At 45.9% G+C, this 18,140-nt stretch carries 15 protein-coding genes and 3 tRNA genes; 6 read left to right on the top strand and 12 right to left on the bottom strand.

Annotated elements, in window-relative coordinates:
- Positions 1–142: 142 nt before the first annotated feature.
- Positions 143–1,063, top strand: coding sequence for a YvcK family protein (locus RA178_RS11705; RefSeq protein ID WP_306681979.1), 921 nt, complete (start codon positions 143–145; stop codon positions 1,061–1,063).
- Between the two features lie 113 nt (positions 1,064–1,176).
- Here the strand turns inward: RA178_RS11705 and RA178_RS11710 are convergent, their stop codons facing one another.
- The 5 genes from RA178_RS11710 to RA178_RS11730 all read right to left on the bottom strand — a co-directional run bounded on the left by RA178_RS11710 (position 1,177) and on the right by RA178_RS11730 (position 4,878).
- Positions 1,177–2,370 (bottom strand): amino acid aminotransferase, encoded by a 1,194-nt coding sequence (locus RA178_RS11710; RefSeq protein WP_028759977.1) that lies wholly within the window; start codon positions 2,368–2,370, stop codon positions 1,177–1,179.
- A gap of 392 nt (positions 2,371–2,762) precedes the next feature.
- A tRNA-Leu gene (locus RA178_RS11715) sits at positions 2,763–2,849 on the bottom strand.
- Positions 2,850–2,898: 49 nt separating this feature from the next.
- A tRNA-Cys gene (locus RA178_RS11720) sits at positions 2,899–2,972 on the bottom strand.
- Between the two features lie 23 nt (positions 2,973–2,995).
- Positions 2,996–3,071 (bottom strand) — tRNA-Gly (locus RA178_RS11725).
- 373 nt (positions 3,072–3,444) lie between these two features.
- Positions 3,445–4,878: a glyceraldehyde-3-phosphate dehydrogenase gene (locus RA178_RS11730; protein WP_028759978.1), complete on the bottom strand. Its 1,434-nt coding sequence runs from the start codon at positions 4,876–4,878 to the stop codon at positions 3,445–3,447.
- Positions 4,879–5,081: 203 nt separating this feature from the next.
- Here RA178_RS11730 and RA178_RS11735 point away from each other — a divergent pair, with 203 nt between their 5' ends.
- Both RA178_RS11735 and gap read left to right on the top strand, forming a co-directional pair.
- Positions 5,082–5,981 carry a DUF2989 domain-containing protein gene (locus tag RA178_RS11735; protein ID WP_306681980.1) on the top strand — a complete coding sequence of 300 codons (900 nt, stop codon included), beginning with the start codon at positions 5,082–5,084 and terminating at the stop codon, positions 5,979–5,981.
- 201 nt (positions 5,982–6,182) lie between these two features.
- Positions 6,183–7,193 (top strand): type I glyceraldehyde-3-phosphate dehydrogenase, encoded by a 1,011-nt coding sequence (gene gap, locus RA178_RS11740; protein WP_006081590.1) that lies wholly within the window; start codon positions 6,183–6,185, stop codon positions 7,191–7,193.
- A gap of 147 nt (positions 7,194–7,340) precedes the next feature.
- Here gap and nadA read toward each other — a convergent pair whose 3' ends face one another.
- The 5 genes from nadA to astE form a co-directional block, all read right to left on the bottom strand.
- The gene (nadA, locus tag RA178_RS11745; RefSeq protein WP_306681981.1) at positions 7,341–8,423 is read right to left on the bottom strand and encodes a quinolinate synthase NadA; all 1,083 of its coding nucleotides are present in this window, start codon (positions 8,421–8,423) and stop codon (positions 7,341–7,343) included.
- A 132-nt stretch (positions 8,424–8,555) separates the two neighbouring features.
- A complete protein-coding gene (locus RA178_RS11750; RefSeq protein WP_306681982.1) occupies positions 8,556–10,178 on the bottom strand; it encodes a dihydrolipoyllysine-residue acetyltransferase in 1,623 nt (540 codons plus the stop codon).
- Positions 10,179–10,187: 9 nt separating this feature from the next.
- Positions 10,188–11,165 carry an alpha-ketoacid dehydrogenase subunit beta gene (locus RA178_RS11755; RefSeq protein ID WP_028759982.1) on the bottom strand — a complete coding sequence of 326 codons (978 nt, stop codon included), beginning with the start codon at positions 11,163–11,165 and terminating at the stop codon, positions 10,188–10,190.
- A 3-nt stretch (positions 11,166–11,168) separates the two neighbouring features.
- Positions 11,169–12,347, bottom strand: coding sequence for a thiamine pyrophosphate-dependent dehydrogenase E1 component subunit alpha (locus RA178_RS11760; protein ID WP_113939702.1), 1,179 nt, complete (start codon positions 12,345–12,347; stop codon positions 11,169–11,171).
- 162 nt (positions 12,348–12,509) lie between these two features.
- Positions 12,510–13,544: a succinylglutamate desuccinylase gene (gene astE / locus RA178_RS11765; RefSeq protein WP_306681983.1), complete on the bottom strand. Its 1,035-nt coding sequence runs from the start codon at positions 13,542–13,544 to the stop codon at positions 12,510–12,512.
- Between the two features lie 330 nt (positions 13,545–13,874).
- Here astE and msrA point away from each other — a divergent pair, with 330 nt between their 5' ends.
- Positions 13,875–14,354: a peptide-methionine (S)-S-oxide reductase MsrA gene (gene msrA / locus RA178_RS11770; RefSeq protein WP_212600539.1), complete on the top strand. Its 480-nt coding sequence runs from the start codon at positions 13,875–13,877 to the stop codon at positions 14,352–14,354.
- A gap of 116 nt (positions 14,355–14,470) precedes the next feature.
- Here the strand turns inward: msrA and pgm are convergent, their stop codons facing one another.
- Positions 14,471–16,123 carry a phosphoglucomutase (alpha-D-glucose-1,6-bisphosphate-dependent) gene (gene pgm / locus RA178_RS11775; protein ID WP_212600540.1) on the bottom strand — a complete coding sequence of 551 codons (1,653 nt, stop codon included), beginning with the start codon at positions 16,121–16,123 and terminating at the stop codon, positions 14,471–14,473.
- 73 nt (positions 16,124–16,196) lie between these two features.
- The gene (gene seqA, locus RA178_RS11780; protein ID WP_173244937.1) at positions 16,197–16,739 is read right to left on the bottom strand and encodes a replication initiation negative regulator SeqA; all 543 of its coding nucleotides are present in this window, start codon (positions 16,737–16,739) and stop codon (positions 16,197–16,199) included.
- Between the two features lie 298 nt (positions 16,740–17,037).
- Between seqA and RA178_RS11785 the strand changes: the two genes are divergently transcribed.
- Together RA178_RS11785 and RA178_RS11790 are read left to right on the top strand one after the other, a co-directional pair.
- A complete protein-coding gene (locus RA178_RS11785; protein ID WP_173496693.1) occupies positions 17,038–17,814 on the top strand; it encodes an alpha/beta fold hydrolase in 777 nt (258 codons plus the stop codon).
- Between the two features lie 101 nt (positions 17,815–17,915).
- Positions 17,916–18,137: a DUF2788 domain-containing protein gene (locus RA178_RS11790; RefSeq protein WP_006081578.1), complete on the top strand. Its 222-nt coding sequence runs from the start codon at positions 17,916–17,918 to the stop codon at positions 18,135–18,137.
- Positions 18,138–18,140: the final 3 nt, after the last annotated feature.

Below are 18,140 nucleotides of genomic sequence, written 5' to 3' on the forward strand. Positions count from 1 at the left end.
ATGCAAGCATTTGACTGAGTATTTATACTAAGGTTCCTTAGCGTTATCACCATTGCACAACGGCTCATGAGTCATCCCGCTTATAGCGACAATGGATGGCTATGACATTAAATTTTCGGGTATTCAGGAAGGAAAAACCCAGATGCAGCATTTGATGTTAAATCAATTTGAACGTGTCGTCGCCATCGGCGGAGGCCATGGTTTAGGCCGAGTATTATCCTCGCTCGATTTTTTAGGCAACCGCCTTACAGGGATTGTCGCCACCACTGATAATGGCGGTTCTACTGGTCGACTGAGAGCCGAACAAGACTGCATTGCTTGGGGTGATTTACGTAACTGCTTATCCCATTTAGCTAATCGTCCTTCCGTTGGCTCGCAATTGTTCGAATACCGTTTCCAAGGTGCCACTGAACTCAGTGGCCATAATTTAGGTAATTTAATCTTACTGGCTCTTGATCAACTCTGCGTTCGTCCATTAGAAGCGGTTAATCTCATTCGTAACTTACTTAAGATAGAAACCCAACTTATTCCCATGTCAGAGCAGCCCACTCACTTAGTGGCCCTGCAAGCCTGTGGTAGTAAAGTCTTTGGGGAGATTAATGTTGACAGTATGAATGAGGCTCCTATTGCACTCTGCCTTGAACCACAGGTCGATGCCACCTTTGAAGCCTGTGAAGCTGTTCGTCAGGCAGACTTGGTCATCTTAGGCCCTGGAAGTTTTTTAACCAGTATCATGCCACCGCTGCTGTTACCTAAATTTGCCAAAAGTCTTGCAGCAACTAAAGCGCAGGTGATCTTTATCGACAACCTTGCCGAAGAGGCCTCACCCGCGGGTCGGTTTAGCATTGAGCAACGTATCGCTTGGTGTCACCAAGTGATTGGCAAGCCCATTATTCACAAAGTACTTCGCCACGGTGAACAAACGCGTTTAGGGCCACTGATTAACTATTTTCCGTTGAAGAATCGCCATAATCCAAACTTGCATGATCAAGCGAACCTATTAGATGCATTAAGCGCCCTGCTGCGACTCAATGATCTCACTCAACAACCGCTTGCCTGCTAACGCTTACCTGTTAATCATTCAATCAAAATAATAAAGGACAGCAAGTGCTGTCCTTTATATTGTAAAGCTAAAAGGAATGTCCCTTTAGTCTGTCTATAAGGCTGCAATAACCATTACAACACTTGTGCTATGGCTTTACAGATAACAGGCATATTCGTCTTAGTCATGCCTGCAACGCTAATGCGTCCAGAGCCGACAATATAAACACCAAATTCGTCTTTCAAACGTGCCACTTGGGCTTTGTTTAAACCTGAGAAACTGAACATGCCATTTTGGCGAGAAATAAAACTGAAGTCCTGAGTCACGCCCTCAGCCTTTAAGCTATCAACAAACAGAGTACGCATTTCGGCGATACGTTCACGCATCTCTTTGACTTCCTGCACCCACATGGCTTTCAGAGCTGCATCATTTAATATCGTGCTGACGATCAGTGCGCCGTGGGCTGGCGGATTAGAATAGTTGGCGCGTATGGTACGTTTCACTTGGCTAAAAGCACGTACGGCAGCATCAGCATCTTCAGCCACCACAGTCACGGCGCCAATACGCTCGTTGTATAGACCAAAGTTTTTAGAGAAAGAGTTAGCGACCAGTAACTCAGACACTTTAGACGCGACTAAACGCAGACCTGCCGCATCTTCTTCAATGCCAGCACCAAAACCTTGATAAGCAAAGTCAAACAGTGGCACGAGTTTCTTATCAGCACACAATTGAGCAACAAGTTCCCATTGCGCCAACGTTAAATCGATACCCGTTGGGTTATGGCAGCAACCGTGTAGCAGCACGACATCACCCGCATTCGCGTTGGATAAATCAGTCATCATGGTATCGAAATCGATGTCATGGGCTTCTGCTTTGTAATAACCGTACTCTTTAACCGTTAGGCCTGCCGTTTCAAAAATATTCTGATGGTTGGCCCATGTTGGATTACTCACCCAAATCGTGTGCGAATCGGTATTACGCAGTAAAAACTCAGCAGCAATACGCAGTGCTCCTGTACCACCAGGAGCTTGCGCTGTGGCAGCACGGCCAGAAGAAATTAATGCACTGCCTTCGCCGAACAACAATGTTTGTACTACACGGTTATAAGCTTGAACGCCTTCAATGCCTAAGTAGTTTTTGGTCTTCTCTTGCTCAAGTAAAATGGCCTCGGCTTTTTTCACTGAAGCCAGAACGGGAGTCTGTCCTGCCTCATCCTTATAAATGCCAACACCAAGATTAACTTTATCCTGACGCGGATCAGCTTTAAAGGTATCGGTTAAACCAAGAATTGGATCAGCGGGTGCGAGTAATACTTGAGAGAAAATCATGACTACGTATCCTAATATGCGCGTGTAGGGGAAATTTCGGCTTATTTATACCACTGTCTTTAAGGGGGTAATAGCGACTTAAGTCCCTTCTTAGGGAAATTATTACACTATTGTCGATTCAACAATAAAAAGTACATTTTATTACGCAATTATTAGCCAAATAGTGACATTACTTAAATAAAGCGATTTACAACATCTAGATCACAAAATCACTCAGTTTTGTATTGTAGAAAAGAAACAGGTCAGAAGTCGCAATACTGAATGAGTAAAATAGTGGGCTTTGGCCTAACCAATCTATAGCTGTAGTGATACTAGATTAAGAATCATGAAATGTGGGTGTAGAAGTTATAAAGCAAAAAAGCCCTGACATCAGTCAGGGCTTTTCTGTTTTTTGGTACCCGAGGCCAGACTTGAACTGGCACGCTGTTACCAGCGAGGGATTTTAAATCCCTTGTGTCTACCGATTCCACCACTCGGGCAAACTCTTTATATTAACGACGGGAATCGTGTCATTAATACTTTAATCTATGGAGGCGCGACCCGGAGTCGAACCGAGATCGACGGATTTGCAATCCGCAGCATAGCCATTCTGCCATCGCGCCCAACTGCCAAATTTATTAAAATTTGGAGCGACATATCGGGTTCGAACCGATGACCTATACCTTGGCAAGGTATCGCTCTACCAACTGAGCTAATGTCGCCTATCATTGCGCTTAATCATTTGAACTCATGCTCGGCATGCTTTCCCCTGACTGCGGATTGGCATTCTACCGATTTAGACCTCAGAGTCAATCAACAATTTTTAAAAAATGATCTAAGCCGTATCGTTTGCCCAATAAACCGCCACACCTCAGTAAAGTTGATGTTTCATTCATCAATTTAGGCTTTGTACCGATACTGATGCCGATGCTACCGCTAATTAAACGCGGCAGATAAACAAGGGATCATGGTGAGCTATGGAGTCGAGTCCAATAAAATTGTAGAAGTATAGAAAAACAAAAGCGCCCTATTGGGCGCTTTATTCAAAGGTTAAGCAAAGTCATTAATCACTCGAGCAAAACCTACGTGAGCAATTTACGCAGGTAGAGATAGCGTCGTTAAACCTAACATAGTTTGCATTACGCCAACCACTTGGCAACTGTAACCAAATTCGTTGTCATACCATACATAAAGAATGGCACGCTTGCCTTCTGCAATAGTCGCTTGTGAATCAACCACACCCGCGTAGCGAGAACCGACTAAATCGCTCGATACAATCTCAGTAGAGTCTGTGTAGTCAATTTGATTTTGCAGTGGTGATTGTAGCGCCGTATCTTTCAGATACTCGTTCAGCTCGTCTTTACTGGTTTCAGCATTCAGGTTCATGCTGATGATCGCCATAGAGACGTTAGGCGTCGGCACACGAATCGCGTTACCTGTTAACTTACCGGCTAATGCAGGCAAAGCTTTAGCAACCGCTTTTGCTGCCCCCGTTTCAGTGATCACCATGTTTAATGGTGCACTACGGCCACGACGGTCAGCGGTATGATAGTTATCAATCAGGTTTTGATCGTTGGTATAAGAATGAATCGTTTCAACGTGACCATTCTCGATACCATATTTATCATTCACAGCTTTCAGTACTGGCGTAATAGCATTGGTGGTACAACTCGCCGCAGAAACAATAATGTCTTCCGGGGTAATATCGCCTTCGTTCACACCGTAAACGATATTCTTAATCGCGCCTTTTGCAGGAGCCGTCAGTAATACTTTGCTGGCACCTGGGCTCTTAAGGTGTAAACCAAGACCCGCTTCATCTTTCCAAATACCTGTATTATCAACAATCAATGCATCATTGATGTCGTATTTAGTGTAATCCACTTCGTCGGGTGAATTGGCATAGATCACTTGGATATAAGTGCCGTTGGCTATGATGGCGTTGTTCTCTTCGTCAACTTCAACAGAGCCATTGAAAGGACCATGAACTGAGTCACGACGCAGTAAACTCGCGCGTTTTTCTAAATCGCCTTTCTTACCGCCACGTAAAACGATAGCGCGTAACCTTAACTTATTGCTGCGACCTGTGCGTTCAATCAGCAAGCGTGCCAATAAGCGACCGATACGGCCAAAACCATAAAGCACGACGTCACGCGGTGCGACATCATCGGCATGGTCGATAGCATCGGCCAATTCTTTTGCCATATAGCTTTCAATTTCGCTGACATCAGTATGGTCGCGCCAGTAATTGACAGCGAGTTTACCAATATCCACTTTACATTGTTTAACTGCGAGTTTGCTCAAAGCTTGAACGAAGGGGAAACTCTCGCGTAAACGTAATTTTTCACCGACATGACGACGAACTAAACGGTGCGCTTTAATGATTTCAATCGTAGAAGCATTGAGTAACGGCTTGCCGTAGACCACGACTTCAACGCCTTGGTTACGGTACAACTTGCCTAACAAAGGCTGCATCGCCTCTGCCATTTCAAAACGTTCTTGCCAACTTTGTAGGTGTTTATCAGCGCTCATTTACAGATCCTTTATCTCACTTTTCAATAAAATGTACTGAAAGGTTTGAGTAACATGACGAAAAGACCAATAATCTAATGCGGGTTTTAGGGAAAACCCTGTTTTGGTCGGCGCCATTGTAATGAAAGTCGCGCTTTGTTGCCAGTAAGATATTTTCTGTAAATCTGTAATTTTATTAGAAAAATTATCGTTTGGAGAGTGTTTTGAGACAAAATCTAGTAATAATTACATCATTTACCTTAGGGATGAGCTTTTTCAGTCTTTTCGGTTGTGATAATGACCGAAATATCTCAGCAATTTGTAAAAATAATCCTGAAATTTGTGCCGATTTGCATAAGGACAGCTGGTGTTTGACTGAAAAGACCAAACTTATCCAAAACCGCTACAAGTTAAAAGACAACGAAAACCTCACAGGTAAGCAGCTCTACTCACAATTAACCTACCTTGAGGATTACAGCCGTTGCATTGAACTCGCCTCTGGCGTTCAGCATATCATCCACACCAATCGCACAGCTGATAGAGCCAGAGCCTTTAGACTAAGCACTCAAAATTTAAGTTTACTACAAGATCAAACCCGTGAACGGCAAGACCCTTTTATGTCCTATTACCAATGGACTCGCTTTGGCGATACCGCAGCGTTAAATAGATTATTAGAACAGGAAAACGCCGGAGAAGTGACCGACCCCTTTCTACTTGCCCAAGTCGCAACCTATTACAGCAATCGAAATGCCATCAAAGCGCAACAACTCTATCTTAACGTCTTTACGGAGATCCAATACGATGATTTCGACGTTAACTGGTTACTTGGGCTCGCATCTGCCTATCGCCAGCAACAGGTTTTAGATAAATCCTATATGCTGACGAAAGCAAATTTACTACTTACGCAGCAGAAGTATTCTGAAGAAAAAATGCTAGCCTTGCTCGGTGGCAATAAAACGCTGGCGACTGAACTCGATTTAAAAGCCCAAGCCCTAATTGATGTGTTAAAAAAGGGCACTTATTCTATGAGTCCAGTAAGACAATGGCTTGATCCTCAAGCGGTTGCCCAAGCGCCAACTGAAACCGAAGCTTTGCCGCCTGCGCCTGTCGAAAAAGTAAACTAAGCAACTGATGGCAAAATGTTTGCCATCTTGTAATTTTTTACCCAATTAACGCGTGAAAAATGGCGATTTCGCGACCGATGTAAAAAAAATACCTAATTTGTTAATCAAGACAGCGGTAAAATGCCGATTTAACTTGACGATAGCTGTCAGTTTGGTAATTTTACTACCAGTTGAATTTTATAATCACCAGAGGGATATGAGATGACTATCCGTGTAGCAATAAATGGCTATGGCCGTATCGGTAGAAACGTATTACGCGCCTTGTACGAAAGCGAAAAAGCTTATCCAATCAAGATTGTCGCTATTAATGATTTAGGCGACGCTTCAATCAACGCTCACCTGACAAAATACGATTCTGTTCACGGTCGTTTCAATGCGAAAGTTGACCATGATGCCGAAGCCATTTATGTGAATGGCGATAAGATCCTCACTTTCCAAGAACGTGATCCTGCAAAACTGCCATGGGCTGAGTTGCAAGTTGACGTGGTTTTCGAATGTACCGGTATCTTCACTTCTAAAGAAACCGTTCAACCACATTTAACCGCTGGCGCGAAGAAAGTGATTATTTCTGCTCCAGGTAAAAATGTGGATGCCACAGTTGTTTACGGTGTGAACAACAACGTGCTGACGTCAGACATGACAGTGATTTCAAATGCTTCTTGTACAACAAACTGTTTAGCCCCTTTTGCTAAGCCGTTAAATGACGAGATTGGTATCGAATCAGGCCTGATGACCACCATTCACGCTTATACCAACGATCAACGTTTATCTGACGTGTACCATACAGATTTACGTCGTGCCCGTGCTGCGGCACTGTCAATGATCCCAACTAAAACTGGCGCAGCTGCTGCTGTAGGTTTGGTTGTACCTGAATTACAAGGTAAATTCGACGGTTTAGCGGTTCGTGTACCTACAGTTAACGTATCACTCGTGGATTTATCTTTCATCGCTGCCCGTGACACGACAGTTGAAGAAGTGAATGCCATTATCGAACGCGCTGCCAGCGTTGCGCCATTGAGCGAAGTGTTAGCGGTAAACAAAGAGCCATTGGTGTCTATCGACTTTAACCACAATGCGTTTTCTTCAAACTTTGACGCAACTCAAACCCGTGTAAACGGTCGTTTAGTGAAAGTGATGTCTTGGTATGATAACGAGTGGGGATTCAGTAACCGTATGTTAGATAACGCGGTTGCACTGATGAACGCAAAGTAATCTAGTCACTAGATTCCGCGTTACTCAATTAAGCCTCGCATTTGCGGGGCTTTTTATTGTCTTAAATTTGATGAAACAACAGACATAAAAAATCCCCACGCTATGGTAGGGATTTTTATTAGGCTGAAGAAAAGCTAAATAATGGGCTTAGGCATTACCCTTCACTTTCATATTCAGTGTCTTGGCAAAATCCAGCATACGCGTCAGCGGAATAAGCGCCTTAACTCTTAAGTCTTCATCCACAAAAATCTCATGGGTGGTTTTATCGCTGTCGGCGAGTGACGCTTCAATTGCCTGCAAACCGTTCATCGCCATCCAAGGACAGTGGGCACAGCTCTTACAGGTTGCGCCATTTCCGCCCGTTGGCGCTTCAATTAAAATTTTACCTGGCGCCGCCTGCTGCATTTTATAGAAAATGCCGCGATCGGTTGCCACGATAAAGCGCTCATTTGGCATTGTCTGCGCCGCTTTAATCAGTTGACTGGTCGAGCCAACTGCATCGGCCATTGCCACCACACTGGCTGGCGACTCAGGGTGCACAAGAATCGCCGCATCTGGGTAAACGCTTTTCATATCGCGCAACGCGTTCGATTTAAACTCGTCGTGAACGATACAATCGCCCTGCCACATCAACATGTCGGCGCCCGTCTGCTTGGCAATATAGCTGCCTAAATGACGATCTGGTCCCCAAATGATCTTTTTGCCTTCGCTGTCTAAGTGCTCAACGATTTCAAGGGCAATACTGGAGGTCACCACCCAATCGGCGCGCGCTTTAACCGCAGCCGAGGTATTGGCGTAAACCACCACAGTATGATCTGGGTGCGCGTCGCAGAAAGCACTGAACTTATCGATTGGACAACCTAAGTCCAATGAACAAGTGGCTTCTAAGGTCGGCATTAAAATGTTTTTTTCTGGGCTTAAAATCTTGGCGGTTTCGCCCATAAACTTGACCCCAGCAACGATTAAGGTTTTTGCTGGGTGATCGCGGCCAAAACGCGCCATTTCTAAGGAGTCTGAAACGCAGCCGCCAGTATCTTCGGCAAGGGCTTGGATTTCAGGATCGGTATAATAGTGGGCAACCAGAACGGCATCTTTTTCAATGAGCAGTTGTTTGATACGCGCCTTGTAATCGGCTTTTTGCGCATCGGACAAAGGCACTGGTTTAGGCGGAAACGGGTAATCAATGGTTTCTATTGTTGGAGCAAATGGGCTGGGGGCTAACTGACTCATAACACATCCATCAGGATAACTACGTTCGGGAATTATACGTAATCGGGATCAAAAGATTAACCCATTTGTGCAAAGCAAATAAAAAAGGACGCTTTTAGCGTCCTTTTAGTGTCAGTTATTCGTGCCAGTGGCTTAGCGCATCGCTAATAACATCTCTTGAGGCTGCTCAAGATACTGTTTCCACAGATTACAGAAGCGAGCAATCGTACCGCCATCGATCACTCTATGGTCACCTGACCAGCTCACTTGCATGATTTGGCGAGCTTCGACTTCCCCTTTCGCGTTAAAGCGCGGTAGGGTTTGCAACTTACCTAAGGCCACAATCGCCACCTCAGGTTTGTTGATAATAGGCGTCGCCACTGTGCCACCTAAGGCGCCAATGTTAGAGATGGAAATCGTGCCGTCTTTCAGATCCGCTGGCGCCACGCGGCCGCTGCGGGCAGCTTGGGTCAGGCGGGTGATTTCTGCCGCCACTTCTAAAATGCTCTTGTCCTGCACATCTTTGATGTTGGGCACCAAGAGACCGACTTTAGAATCCACCGCCATGCCGATATTGTGACGTGCCTTGTAAGTTAGTTCAGTGCAATCCGCATTCACTTGACTGTTCATCACAGGGAACTGACTTAACGCGAGCGACATTGACTTCATGAAGAAAGGCATCATGGTCAACTTCACTTCATCAGACGAATACTTCACTTTCATGCTTTCACGCAGTGCAACTAAGTCTGTTAAATCAAACTCTTCACAATAGGTAAAGTGCGGAATGCTCGACACAGATTCCACCATCATGCGTGCCATCACAGCTTTTACGCCGCGGATAGGCTCAACCGTGTCAGCGCGTTGAGTCACTGTAGATGTTGGGACTTGGGTTTGAGATGCTTGAGTCGCTTGAACTGACGCCTCTTTTACCTGAGCCACACTTGGAGCAGAAACATTGCTCGCGCCTTGTTGGAAGCGAGAGATGTCTTCCTTATACACACGGCCGTGCTTTCCTGTGCCAGGTACTTGGCTCAAATCGATATCTAACGACCGCGCCATACGACGAACTGCGGGGCTGGCTAAGGCTTTACCTTGACGAGCAGGTTCTGCATTCACAGCCTGCGCTGCAGGTGCCGCATTAGCCGCAGTATCAGTATTTGTTGTCGCCGCAGGTGCAGAAGCCATCTGCTCAACTTCAATGGCAAATAAAGGCGCATGTACTTTAGCTAGCTGACCTTTGCGATAATGCAGTTTGGCAATTTTACCCGCTTTAATGGCAGGAATTTGCACCAGCGCTTTATCAGTCATCACGTCGGCAATCGGTTGATCTTCCTCAACCCAATCACCTTCACTCACCAACCATTCAACTAGCTCACATTCAACAATGCCTTCGCCGATATCAGGTAGTAAGAATTCTTCAATGCTGACAGATGAATGAGATGACGTGGTCGCGTTTGTGACTGCCACTGGCTCAGCAGCTTTTGCGATTGTCGCAGCTGCAGCCGCAACAGATTCTTCGCCCGCGATTTCAACGGCACCTTCAATTTGTACGGCATAAAGCGGCGCATGCACTTTCGCAATATCGCCCTTCGCGTAATACAACTTAGTGACCACGCCCGCAAAAGGCGCAGGGATTTGCACTAAGGCTTTGTCTGTCATGACATCGGCAATCGGCTGATCTTCAACGACAGTGTCGCCTTCTTTGACAAGCCATTCAACCAACTCACACTCCACAACACCTTCGCCAATATCCGGCAAAATAAAATCTTTAATCATACCGGACTCCTAGAAGGTCACTGATGCTTTGATGGCTTCAAACGTTTTGAATGCATCTGGCATGTATTCTTTTTCATGAATGAGTGGGTACGGGGTATCTAAACCACAAACGCGGCTGATGGGCGACTCTAGATACAAGAAGCATTCTTGCTGAATCGTCGCCGCTATCTCACCAGCAAAACCACCGGTTAATGGCGCTTCATGGTTGACCAGTAAACGTCCGGTCTTTTTGACTGAATCGGCAACGGTATCGATATCCCAGGGTGACAAGGTGCGTAAATCGATAACTTCACAGGAGATCCCTTCTTTAGCGGCCATATCGGCGGCTTTTTCAAGGATTTCCATTTGCGCGCCCCACGCCACTAAGGTGATGTCTTTACCTTCGCGAACCACTTCAGCCTTACCCAGTTCAATTTCATAATCGCCCGCGGGCACTTCGCCAACCGATGCACGATATAAACGCTTAGGCTCAAAGAAGATCACCGGATTTTTGTCACGGATTGACGCCAACAGCAGTCCTTTGGCTTGCTCAGGGTTGCGTGGCACCACCACTTTTAACCCCGGCGTCTGGGTAAAATAGGCTTCAGGTGATTGCGAGTGATAATGGCCGCCCGCTATGCCGCCGCCATAGGGCGTACGGAACACTAATCCACCGACATCGAACTCATTACCGCTACGGTAACGGAACTTAGCAGACTCGTTGACGATTTGATCAAACGCCGGAAAGATATAATCGGCGAATTGAATTTCAGCCACGGCGGTCATGCCATTTGAGGCTAAACCATTGGCAAAACCGGCAATACCTTGCTCTGTCAGCGGCGTATTAAAGCAGCGAGCGCGACCGAATTTTTCTTGAAGACCGGAGGTGGCGCGAAATACCCCGCCAAAGTGGCCCACATCTTCACCAAAAACCACCATGCGTTCATCGGCTTGCATGGCAATCGATAAGGCCTCATTGACGGCCTGTAACATATTCATTTCAGCCACGGCTTATAGTCTCCCTGCACTTTTTGGATAGGCTTGCGGATATTTCTTGATATGTTCTTTAAGCTCGGCGAGTTGCTTTTTCAGCACTGGCGTCGGCTTGTCGTACACATCTTCAATAATTTCATCCAGCATAGGCACAGGAATTTTTTCAGCCACTTTTACCGCAGCCAATACTTCTTCACGATATTTTTCATGCAGTTTCACATCATCCGCTTCAGCCAACCAACCTTTGTTGATAAGCCATAATTTGAAGCGTTTAACCGGATCGTGTTGCTGCCACTTGGCTTCTTCATCTTTCGAGCGATAACCTGAGGGATCGTCTGAAGAAGAGTGTGCGCCGAGACGGTAAGTCATGGCTTCAATCAGCACAGGCGCATTATGCTCAATCGCATAGGCACGGGCTTGCTGGGTTGCCGCTAACACGGCCAACATGTCATTGCCGTCTACACGAATGGTGTGCATGCCATAACCCACACCACGGCTGGCAATACCGTTTCCAGCAAACTGCTCTTCAGTGGGGGTAGAAATGGCGTAGCCATTGTTACGACAGAAGAAAATCACTGGGCATTTCAGTACCGCGGCCATGTTTAGGCCAGCATGAAAATCCCCTTCCGATGCAGCGCCTTCGCCAAAATAACAAACCGCGACTTTGCGCTTACCTTGCATTTTTAAGCTGTAGCCCACACCAGTCGCCTGCGGGATTTGCGTGGCTAACGGTGACGAAATCGTTTGATAATGCAATGCCGCACTGCCGTAATGGATTGGCATTTGGCGACCTTTACCAAGATCTTTCTCGTTACTGAACATCTGATTCATAAACTGTTCAGTGGTAAAGCCGCGATAACGCAGCGCCGCATGCTCGCGATATTGCGCGAGGATCACATCTTCTTGATCGAGTGCGGCCACACTGCCGACAATCGCTGCTTCTTCACCCGTACAGGTCATGTAGAAGCTGATGCGCCCTTGGCGCTGGGCACCAAGCATACGTTCATCAAGTACCCGAGTGAATACACAGGTATCGTAAATTTTAGTGGCTAAGGTTTCATCTATCACAGGCAAAACCGCGGTTTCATAAGTGGTGCCGTCGGCTTGTAGAATTCGAAGGATAGGAATGTGTAGCGATGCCTTATCCAAGAAGCCGACACGGTGCACTGTATCAGTGTTGAGTGTTGCTTTGCTCATATTGTGCTCTTGTTATCTCATTACGCATCAAAGCGTTTTGATGCGTCTGTTTATACGAATATGCCCGACGAACATTACGTTAACGTAAACTACCTATCAACCATTGGCATAGCTCAAACCACAAGTTATCCCTGCCTCGCATGTATATATTGCTTTACAAGCCTAACGCACGTCCGCATTCACCGCAGGGATCAGGCAAATCACAGTGCGATTGCCAATAGGCACTTTGGCATTAGGGAACACGACAGACTCAAACTCATGTTCCACTTTAATTTCTTGCCCACCTTCCCGCGCTAATACAAAACCTTTCGGGAAAGCTCTGAAGTTTTCGACATCGGTTGCGAAGGTAAATTCAAAATCATCGAAATGTTTGTTGATGACGCAGCACACTTGGTACAAGTTAACCTTATCGGCATCAAATGCATCTAACTCCAACGGCTTAGCGGTGATTAAACGCATAAACATTTCATGTGCCGCAATAAAACGCGTCATGTCGTTCTGCCCCATGGGATACACTTTGCCAAGCTCAATGGTAAAGGCATCAGCGCCGTAGCGTTCAGAGGAAAAATAGCTGAAGGTCGTGGTCGGTTCGTGGTGGAAAAGTACTGTATCGACGCCGCTTGCGGCTAAAAACATAATTTGCTCGCCGCTAAAGGCGCGCCCAGGACGATAGGGATAGATAGCGAACTTTTCATGCTTCGAGGCGCGCATCGCCGTGTGCAGATCATAATGGATGCGCTGACGTCCATCGGCAACCGCAGTATAAAAACGATCGACATAGGCTTCGAGTTTTTTCGCGCGTACTCGCTCAGGGTTCACTAACCCTGGTGGATTGGAATGCTCACCACTAAAGAGACGATTCATGTTTTCGTCAATAATCCGCGTGCCGTTATTAATCGCTAATGGGTTACCAATGAGAAATAAAGTGCGCTGCTTTGCGATGATCTTTTGCTGTAGAAGTTGTTTAATTAAGCTATTGCAGAGTTCAATGGGCGCGGTCTCGTTACCGTGAACACCGCAGGAAAGCACAATATCTTTTCCTTCATTCTTTACTGGTTCGAAAACAATAACACCGGTATCCCACACTTCCACTTGAGTATGATCGCCTAAGTTAAATGAAAATTCGCCATCGAACTGTTCAGGATGGGCTAAGGTGAGCGCTAAAAAATCCTTTGAATCTAACAGAGCTTGTAACACAGAATTCTCCTTATAATGATGTGTAACAGTATTGGCGCAATAGCATAAGTACAGGCAGTAATAACCACTTAAGCATTTATCTCACCGCGGTTAGTCTCACTCGCACCTAAAAAACGGCTTCAATACTAACACATGTTTTTAGTGCTGTTCTCAGACATTTATTGCCGTAGGACCCAGTTTTAAGCGGAATGACATTCAACTAAGCTGATTGTTAAATTCTTAGGACATTCCCTAAGAATTTCCCATGATAAATATTCCAGCTTGAGGCTTGCTTTTGCACTCAAGTTTTATCACAATCCTTAGCCATCTAGACTTCTATTGGATTTAATTATGGCGTTAGCAACCTTTGGTGCCGGCTGTTTCTGGGGCGTAGAGTATTTTTTTAGACAAGTGAACGGCGTATCCAATGCCACCTGCGGCTATATGGGCGGCAATAATGCGGCGACGAGCTATGAAGAAGTCAAAAAAGGCAAAACGGGCCATGCCGAAGTGGTGCAAGTGGAATTCGATCCCGCCCTTGTCAGTTATGAAGACTTGCTCGATGTATTTTGGAAAAACCACAATCCAACGAGTCTGAACATGCAAGGCGGAGATATTGGCACTCAATATCGCAGTACCATTTTCTTCCACGACCGTGAGCAAAAAGCGGCCGCAGAAGCCTCAAAGTTAGCTTTTGCCCGCTCGGGGCGTTGGGGATTACGCCATATCGTCACAGAAATAGTGCCACTGCAACAGTTCCATGTGGCTGAGGAATATCACCAAAATTACATCGATAAGAATAACTTATCGAGTTGTCATATCGAGTACTAAATACGGTCAAATCAGTATTAGATCAACTACTCACAGCTGAATTAGACACAAACAAAAACGCACTCAAATCTGAGTGCGTTTTTTATTTTGAGACGTTAGCTAAACCTACTACTGCATTAAGCGTTTAGCGCCTTATCAATTAATGCCTGCGCATCTTTGATGATCTCAGCCAAATGCTGCTCACTGATAAAACTTTCGCCGTAGATTTTAAATAACGCTTCAGTGCCCGATGGACGCGCCGCAAACCAACCATTCGCCGTAGTCACTTTGATGCCGCCAATCGCCGCATTATTGCCCGGCGCATGGGTTAACACGTTTTCGATTGTCTCACCTGCAAGCACAGTGGCATTTAAGGTATCGGCATTGAGCAAAGCAAACTTGGCTTTGTTTTCAAGACTGATTGGGCTATCGATACGCTTATAGAAACTTTGGCCAAATTGTTTTACTAACTCTTGGTGACGCTGACCTGGGGTTTTACCTGTCACCGCAAGAATTTCTGCGGCAAGTAACCCTAGAATAAAACCGTCTTTATCCGTACACCAAGTAGAGCCATCACGGCGTAAAAATGCTGCGCCAGCACTCTCTTCACCGCCAAAGGCGATTGTGGCTTCGGCTAAACCGTCGACAAACCACTTAAAGCCCACTGGCACTTCGAGTAACTTTTTGCCGTGGAAAGCACAGATTTTATCGATAAGCGCACTCGATACTAAGGTTTTACCTATGGCTAAGGTATCGCTCCAATCTGGTCTGTGTGTCAGTAAATAATCGATAGCGACCGCAAGATAATGATTCGGATCCATCAAACCCGTACCAGGGCAAACGATGCCGTGACGGTCATAATCGGGATCATTACCAAGGCATAAATCAAAGGATTCTTTATGGGCGAGTAAACCTGCCATCGCATAGGGAGACGAGCAATCCATGCGGATTTTGCCGTCTTTATCCAGCGGCATAAAGCTAAAGCTTGGGTCAACTTTATCATTAACTAACGTGATATCGAGCCCATAACGCGCGGCAATCGGTGCCCAGTAGAAAATCCCTGAACCACCGAGCGGATCAACACCGATATGCAGCTTAGCCTTAGCAATCGCCTGCATGTCGATAACATTTTCTAAATCAGCCACATAGGGTGTAATCAAATCAATGGCGTTGACATAGCCTGATGCCAGCGCTTCGGCATACGCTAATTTTTGCACGCCAGCTAACGCTTGGCGCAAGTAATCATTGGCTCGCGATTCAATCCAAGCCGTGATATTACCTTCAGCAGGTCCGCCATGGGGTGGATTGTACTTGATGCCACCATCCTGAGGAGGATTGTGGGAAGGCGTAATGATCAAACCATCGGACAATGCAGCACCCGTAATATTGGCTTCGCGATTGGCGCAAATCACCCCATGGGAAACCACTGGCGTAGGTGTAAATCCGTCGTTCTGTTGGATTTTCACTGTGACTTTATTTGCCGCCAGCACTTCAATTGCCGACAAATAGGCTGCATAGGATAACGCATGGGTGTCAATCCCAAGGATCAGCGGCCCATCGATATTTGCCGATTGACGGTAGTCCACTACAGCTTGGGTAATCGCCCAAATGTGTTGTTGGTTAAAACTGCCATTGAAGGCGCAGCCTCTGTGCCCAGAAGTGCCAAAGGTGACGCGTTGTTGTACGTCATCCATATTTGGCGTGATGCTGTAATAATGGCTCATCAGTTTTGGAATATTGACCAGATCCGTCTGATTAGCGATTTGTCCTGCCCTTTGATGTATTGCCACCGATGGCTCTCCTGCACTCAATTACAATTAGAAAAAGTAGAAAAATGTCGTACTAACTTGGCTCATCCGCGGATTAAACGCGCTCGGAGATACCCGCTGCTACTGTCGCATCACAACCAAATTGCACTAAAACTTCCGATAAAATAGTGCGTTTCTTGGCGGTATTGTTGTTACTCGTTACCCAGAAACCACTTGTACCAATTTCTTTTGGGTTAGCCGAAGCACTCGCTTCGAGCAGTTGCTCCTTAGAGCGAGCAAAATACAAACGATCGCGCCCTTGGATCTGCAAAATTTGTGAGAATTGCTCTGGGGCTAATTGATACAAACTTTCGAGCAAAAACAGAAAACGACCTACTGCGCCTTTTTGCTGCGATAACTGATGTTCATCGACTAAGCGACTAAAATCATTCACTGCTGGCACTGTTTGCGCCGCGATAGGCTGAATAGGTTCAGCTTCAAGGCTCGGTTGGCTAATCGCCAAAGGCTGGGGTTGTTCGACCGCATCGACGGACAGGCCGAGTAATCGACGAAGAATGTCAGAGGCGCTCTCACCAATACGTTCTGTTTTGCTGGCAATATGACGATAGAGCTCTTCATCTACTTCGATATATTTCATAACCTTAATTATCCTTTGTTATTCGACAGGCTTAACCGAAAAAAGTTTACCACAGCGATCGGGGCAGATCATTGCGATCTGTTACCAGTGTATCTATCTCTATCAATCTGATAAAGCGCCATTATTCTAAAAGTGCGGGAAATAGCACAGCAAACTAGCAGTTAATCGACAATTGCCGAAAAAGCACACAAGTTACTGGCCGCCCCCACTATAGAAATGGCAACTGACTTGTCAAGCCAACGGCATTAAGGGCACAATTCGCGTCACGCTAAGCTAAAAATCTCCAACAGGAATCACAATGAACTTTGTTTCCACAGGCCAAGGACCCGCAGTGCTCTTGATCCACGGCTTGTTCGGTAATCTAGATAACCTCAAAGGTCTAGGGCAAGTATTAGAAAATCAGTATCAAGTTATTCGTGTCGATGTGCCCAATCATGGTTTAAGTGAGCATTGGGATCAAATGGACTACCCTCGCCTCGCCACTGCAATGATCAGCTTGCTCGACGAACTGGCTATTGAACGCGCCCATATTGTGGGTCACTCCATGGGCGGTAAAATCGCCATGGCGACGGCGTTAGCCTTTCCAGAGCGCATTATCAGCATGGTGGCAGCCGATATCGCCCCTGTCGCCTATGAGCCAAGACACGATACAGTGTTTGCGGCATTAGAAAGTCTGCCCTTAGAAGGCCATACCGACAGACGCTTTGCCCTAAACCACTTAATTGACAATGGTATTGACGAAGCAACGGCACAATTTTTACTCAAAAATCTACAACGCACTGATACTGGCTTTCGTTGGAAAATGAACTTAAGTGGCCTAAAGGCTTGTTATCCTAATATTATTGGCTGGCAAAATCAGACACTAAATCCAGTACAAAGCTATGCTGGACCAAGTCTGTTTATTCGCGGCGGCGACTCAAATTATGTCACTAGCGAGCACAGAAGCGCTATCATGGCGCAATTCCCCGCGGCACAGGCAAAAACACTTGAAGGATGTGGTCATTGGTTGCATGCGCAAAAACCCGTCATTTTTAACCGGATCGTGTCTGAATTTATTGACAAACATTCAATGTAAATCAGCAGCAAACTCGACCGAAAGCATATGGCAGCCGCCATCTTGTTGTGATATATTCGCGCCTCTTTTGGCCTTAGAACACTCTCAAGGACTAAGAAAGTATGTTATCTCAGTACATGGAACAAATTGAAACCATCGGCCTGAACCTGTTTTTTGCCTCGATATTTTTCTTTATCGGCATGGCCATCCACGATGTGCTTAAACAAGGTAACGTGCCAAAATTTGGTCGATTTATTGTTTGGTTAGTGTTATTTCTCGGCTGCGCCGGGTTTATTGTAAAAGGTATTATCCAGATCACTTGGGAAGGCTCAGGGATCGGTTAACAA

The sequence above is a fragment of the Shewanella oncorhynchi genome (genome assembly GCF_030848765.1).
Taxonomy (GTDB): Bacteria; Pseudomonadota; Gammaproteobacteria; order Enterobacterales; family Shewanellaceae; genus Shewanella; species Shewanella oncorhynchi.

Excerpts from the sequence above, each read along its gene's own strand:
- msrA (WP_212600539.1), top strand. The coding sequence starts at position 13,875 with ATGGCGTTAGCAACCTTTGGTGCCGGCTGTTTCTGGGGCGTAGAGTAT.
- nadA (WP_306681981.1), bottom strand. The coding sequence starts at position 8,423 with ATGAGTCAGTTAGCCCCCAGCCCATTTGCTCCAACAATAGAAACCATT.
- gap (WP_006081590.1), top strand. The coding sequence starts at position 6,183 with ATGACTATCCGTGTAGCAATAAATGGCTATGGCCGTATCGGTAGAAAC.
- seqA (WP_173244937.1), bottom strand. The coding sequence starts at position 16,739 with ATGAAATATATCGAAGTAGATGAAGAGCTCTATCGTCATATTGCCAGC.
- RA178_RS11730 (WP_028759978.1), bottom strand. The coding sequence starts at position 4,878 with ATGAGCGCTGATAAACACCTACAAAGTTGGCAAGAACGTTTTGAAATG.
- RA178_RS11790 (WP_006081578.1), top strand. The coding sequence starts at position 17,916 with ATGTTATCTCAGTACATGGAACAAATTGAAACCATCGGCCTGAACCTG.
- RA178_RS11760 (WP_113939702.1), bottom strand. The coding sequence starts at position 12,347 with ATGAGCAAAGCAACACTCAACACTGATACAGTGCACCGTGTCGGCTTC.
- RA178_RS11710 (WP_028759977.1), bottom strand. The coding sequence starts at position 2,370 with ATGATTTTCTCTCAAGTATTACTCGCACCCGCTGATCCAATTCTTGGT.
- RA178_RS11785 (WP_173496693.1), top strand. The coding sequence starts at position 17,038 with ATGAACTTTGTTTCCACAGGCCAAGGACCCGCAGTGCTCTTGATCCAC.
- RA178_RS11750 (WP_306681982.1), bottom strand. The coding sequence starts at position 10,178 with ATGATTAAAGATTTTATTTTGCCGGATATTGGCGAAGGTGTTGTGGAG.
- RA178_RS11705 (WP_306681979.1), top strand. The coding sequence starts at position 143 with ATGCAGCATTTGATGTTAAATCAATTTGAACGTGTCGTCGCCATCGGC.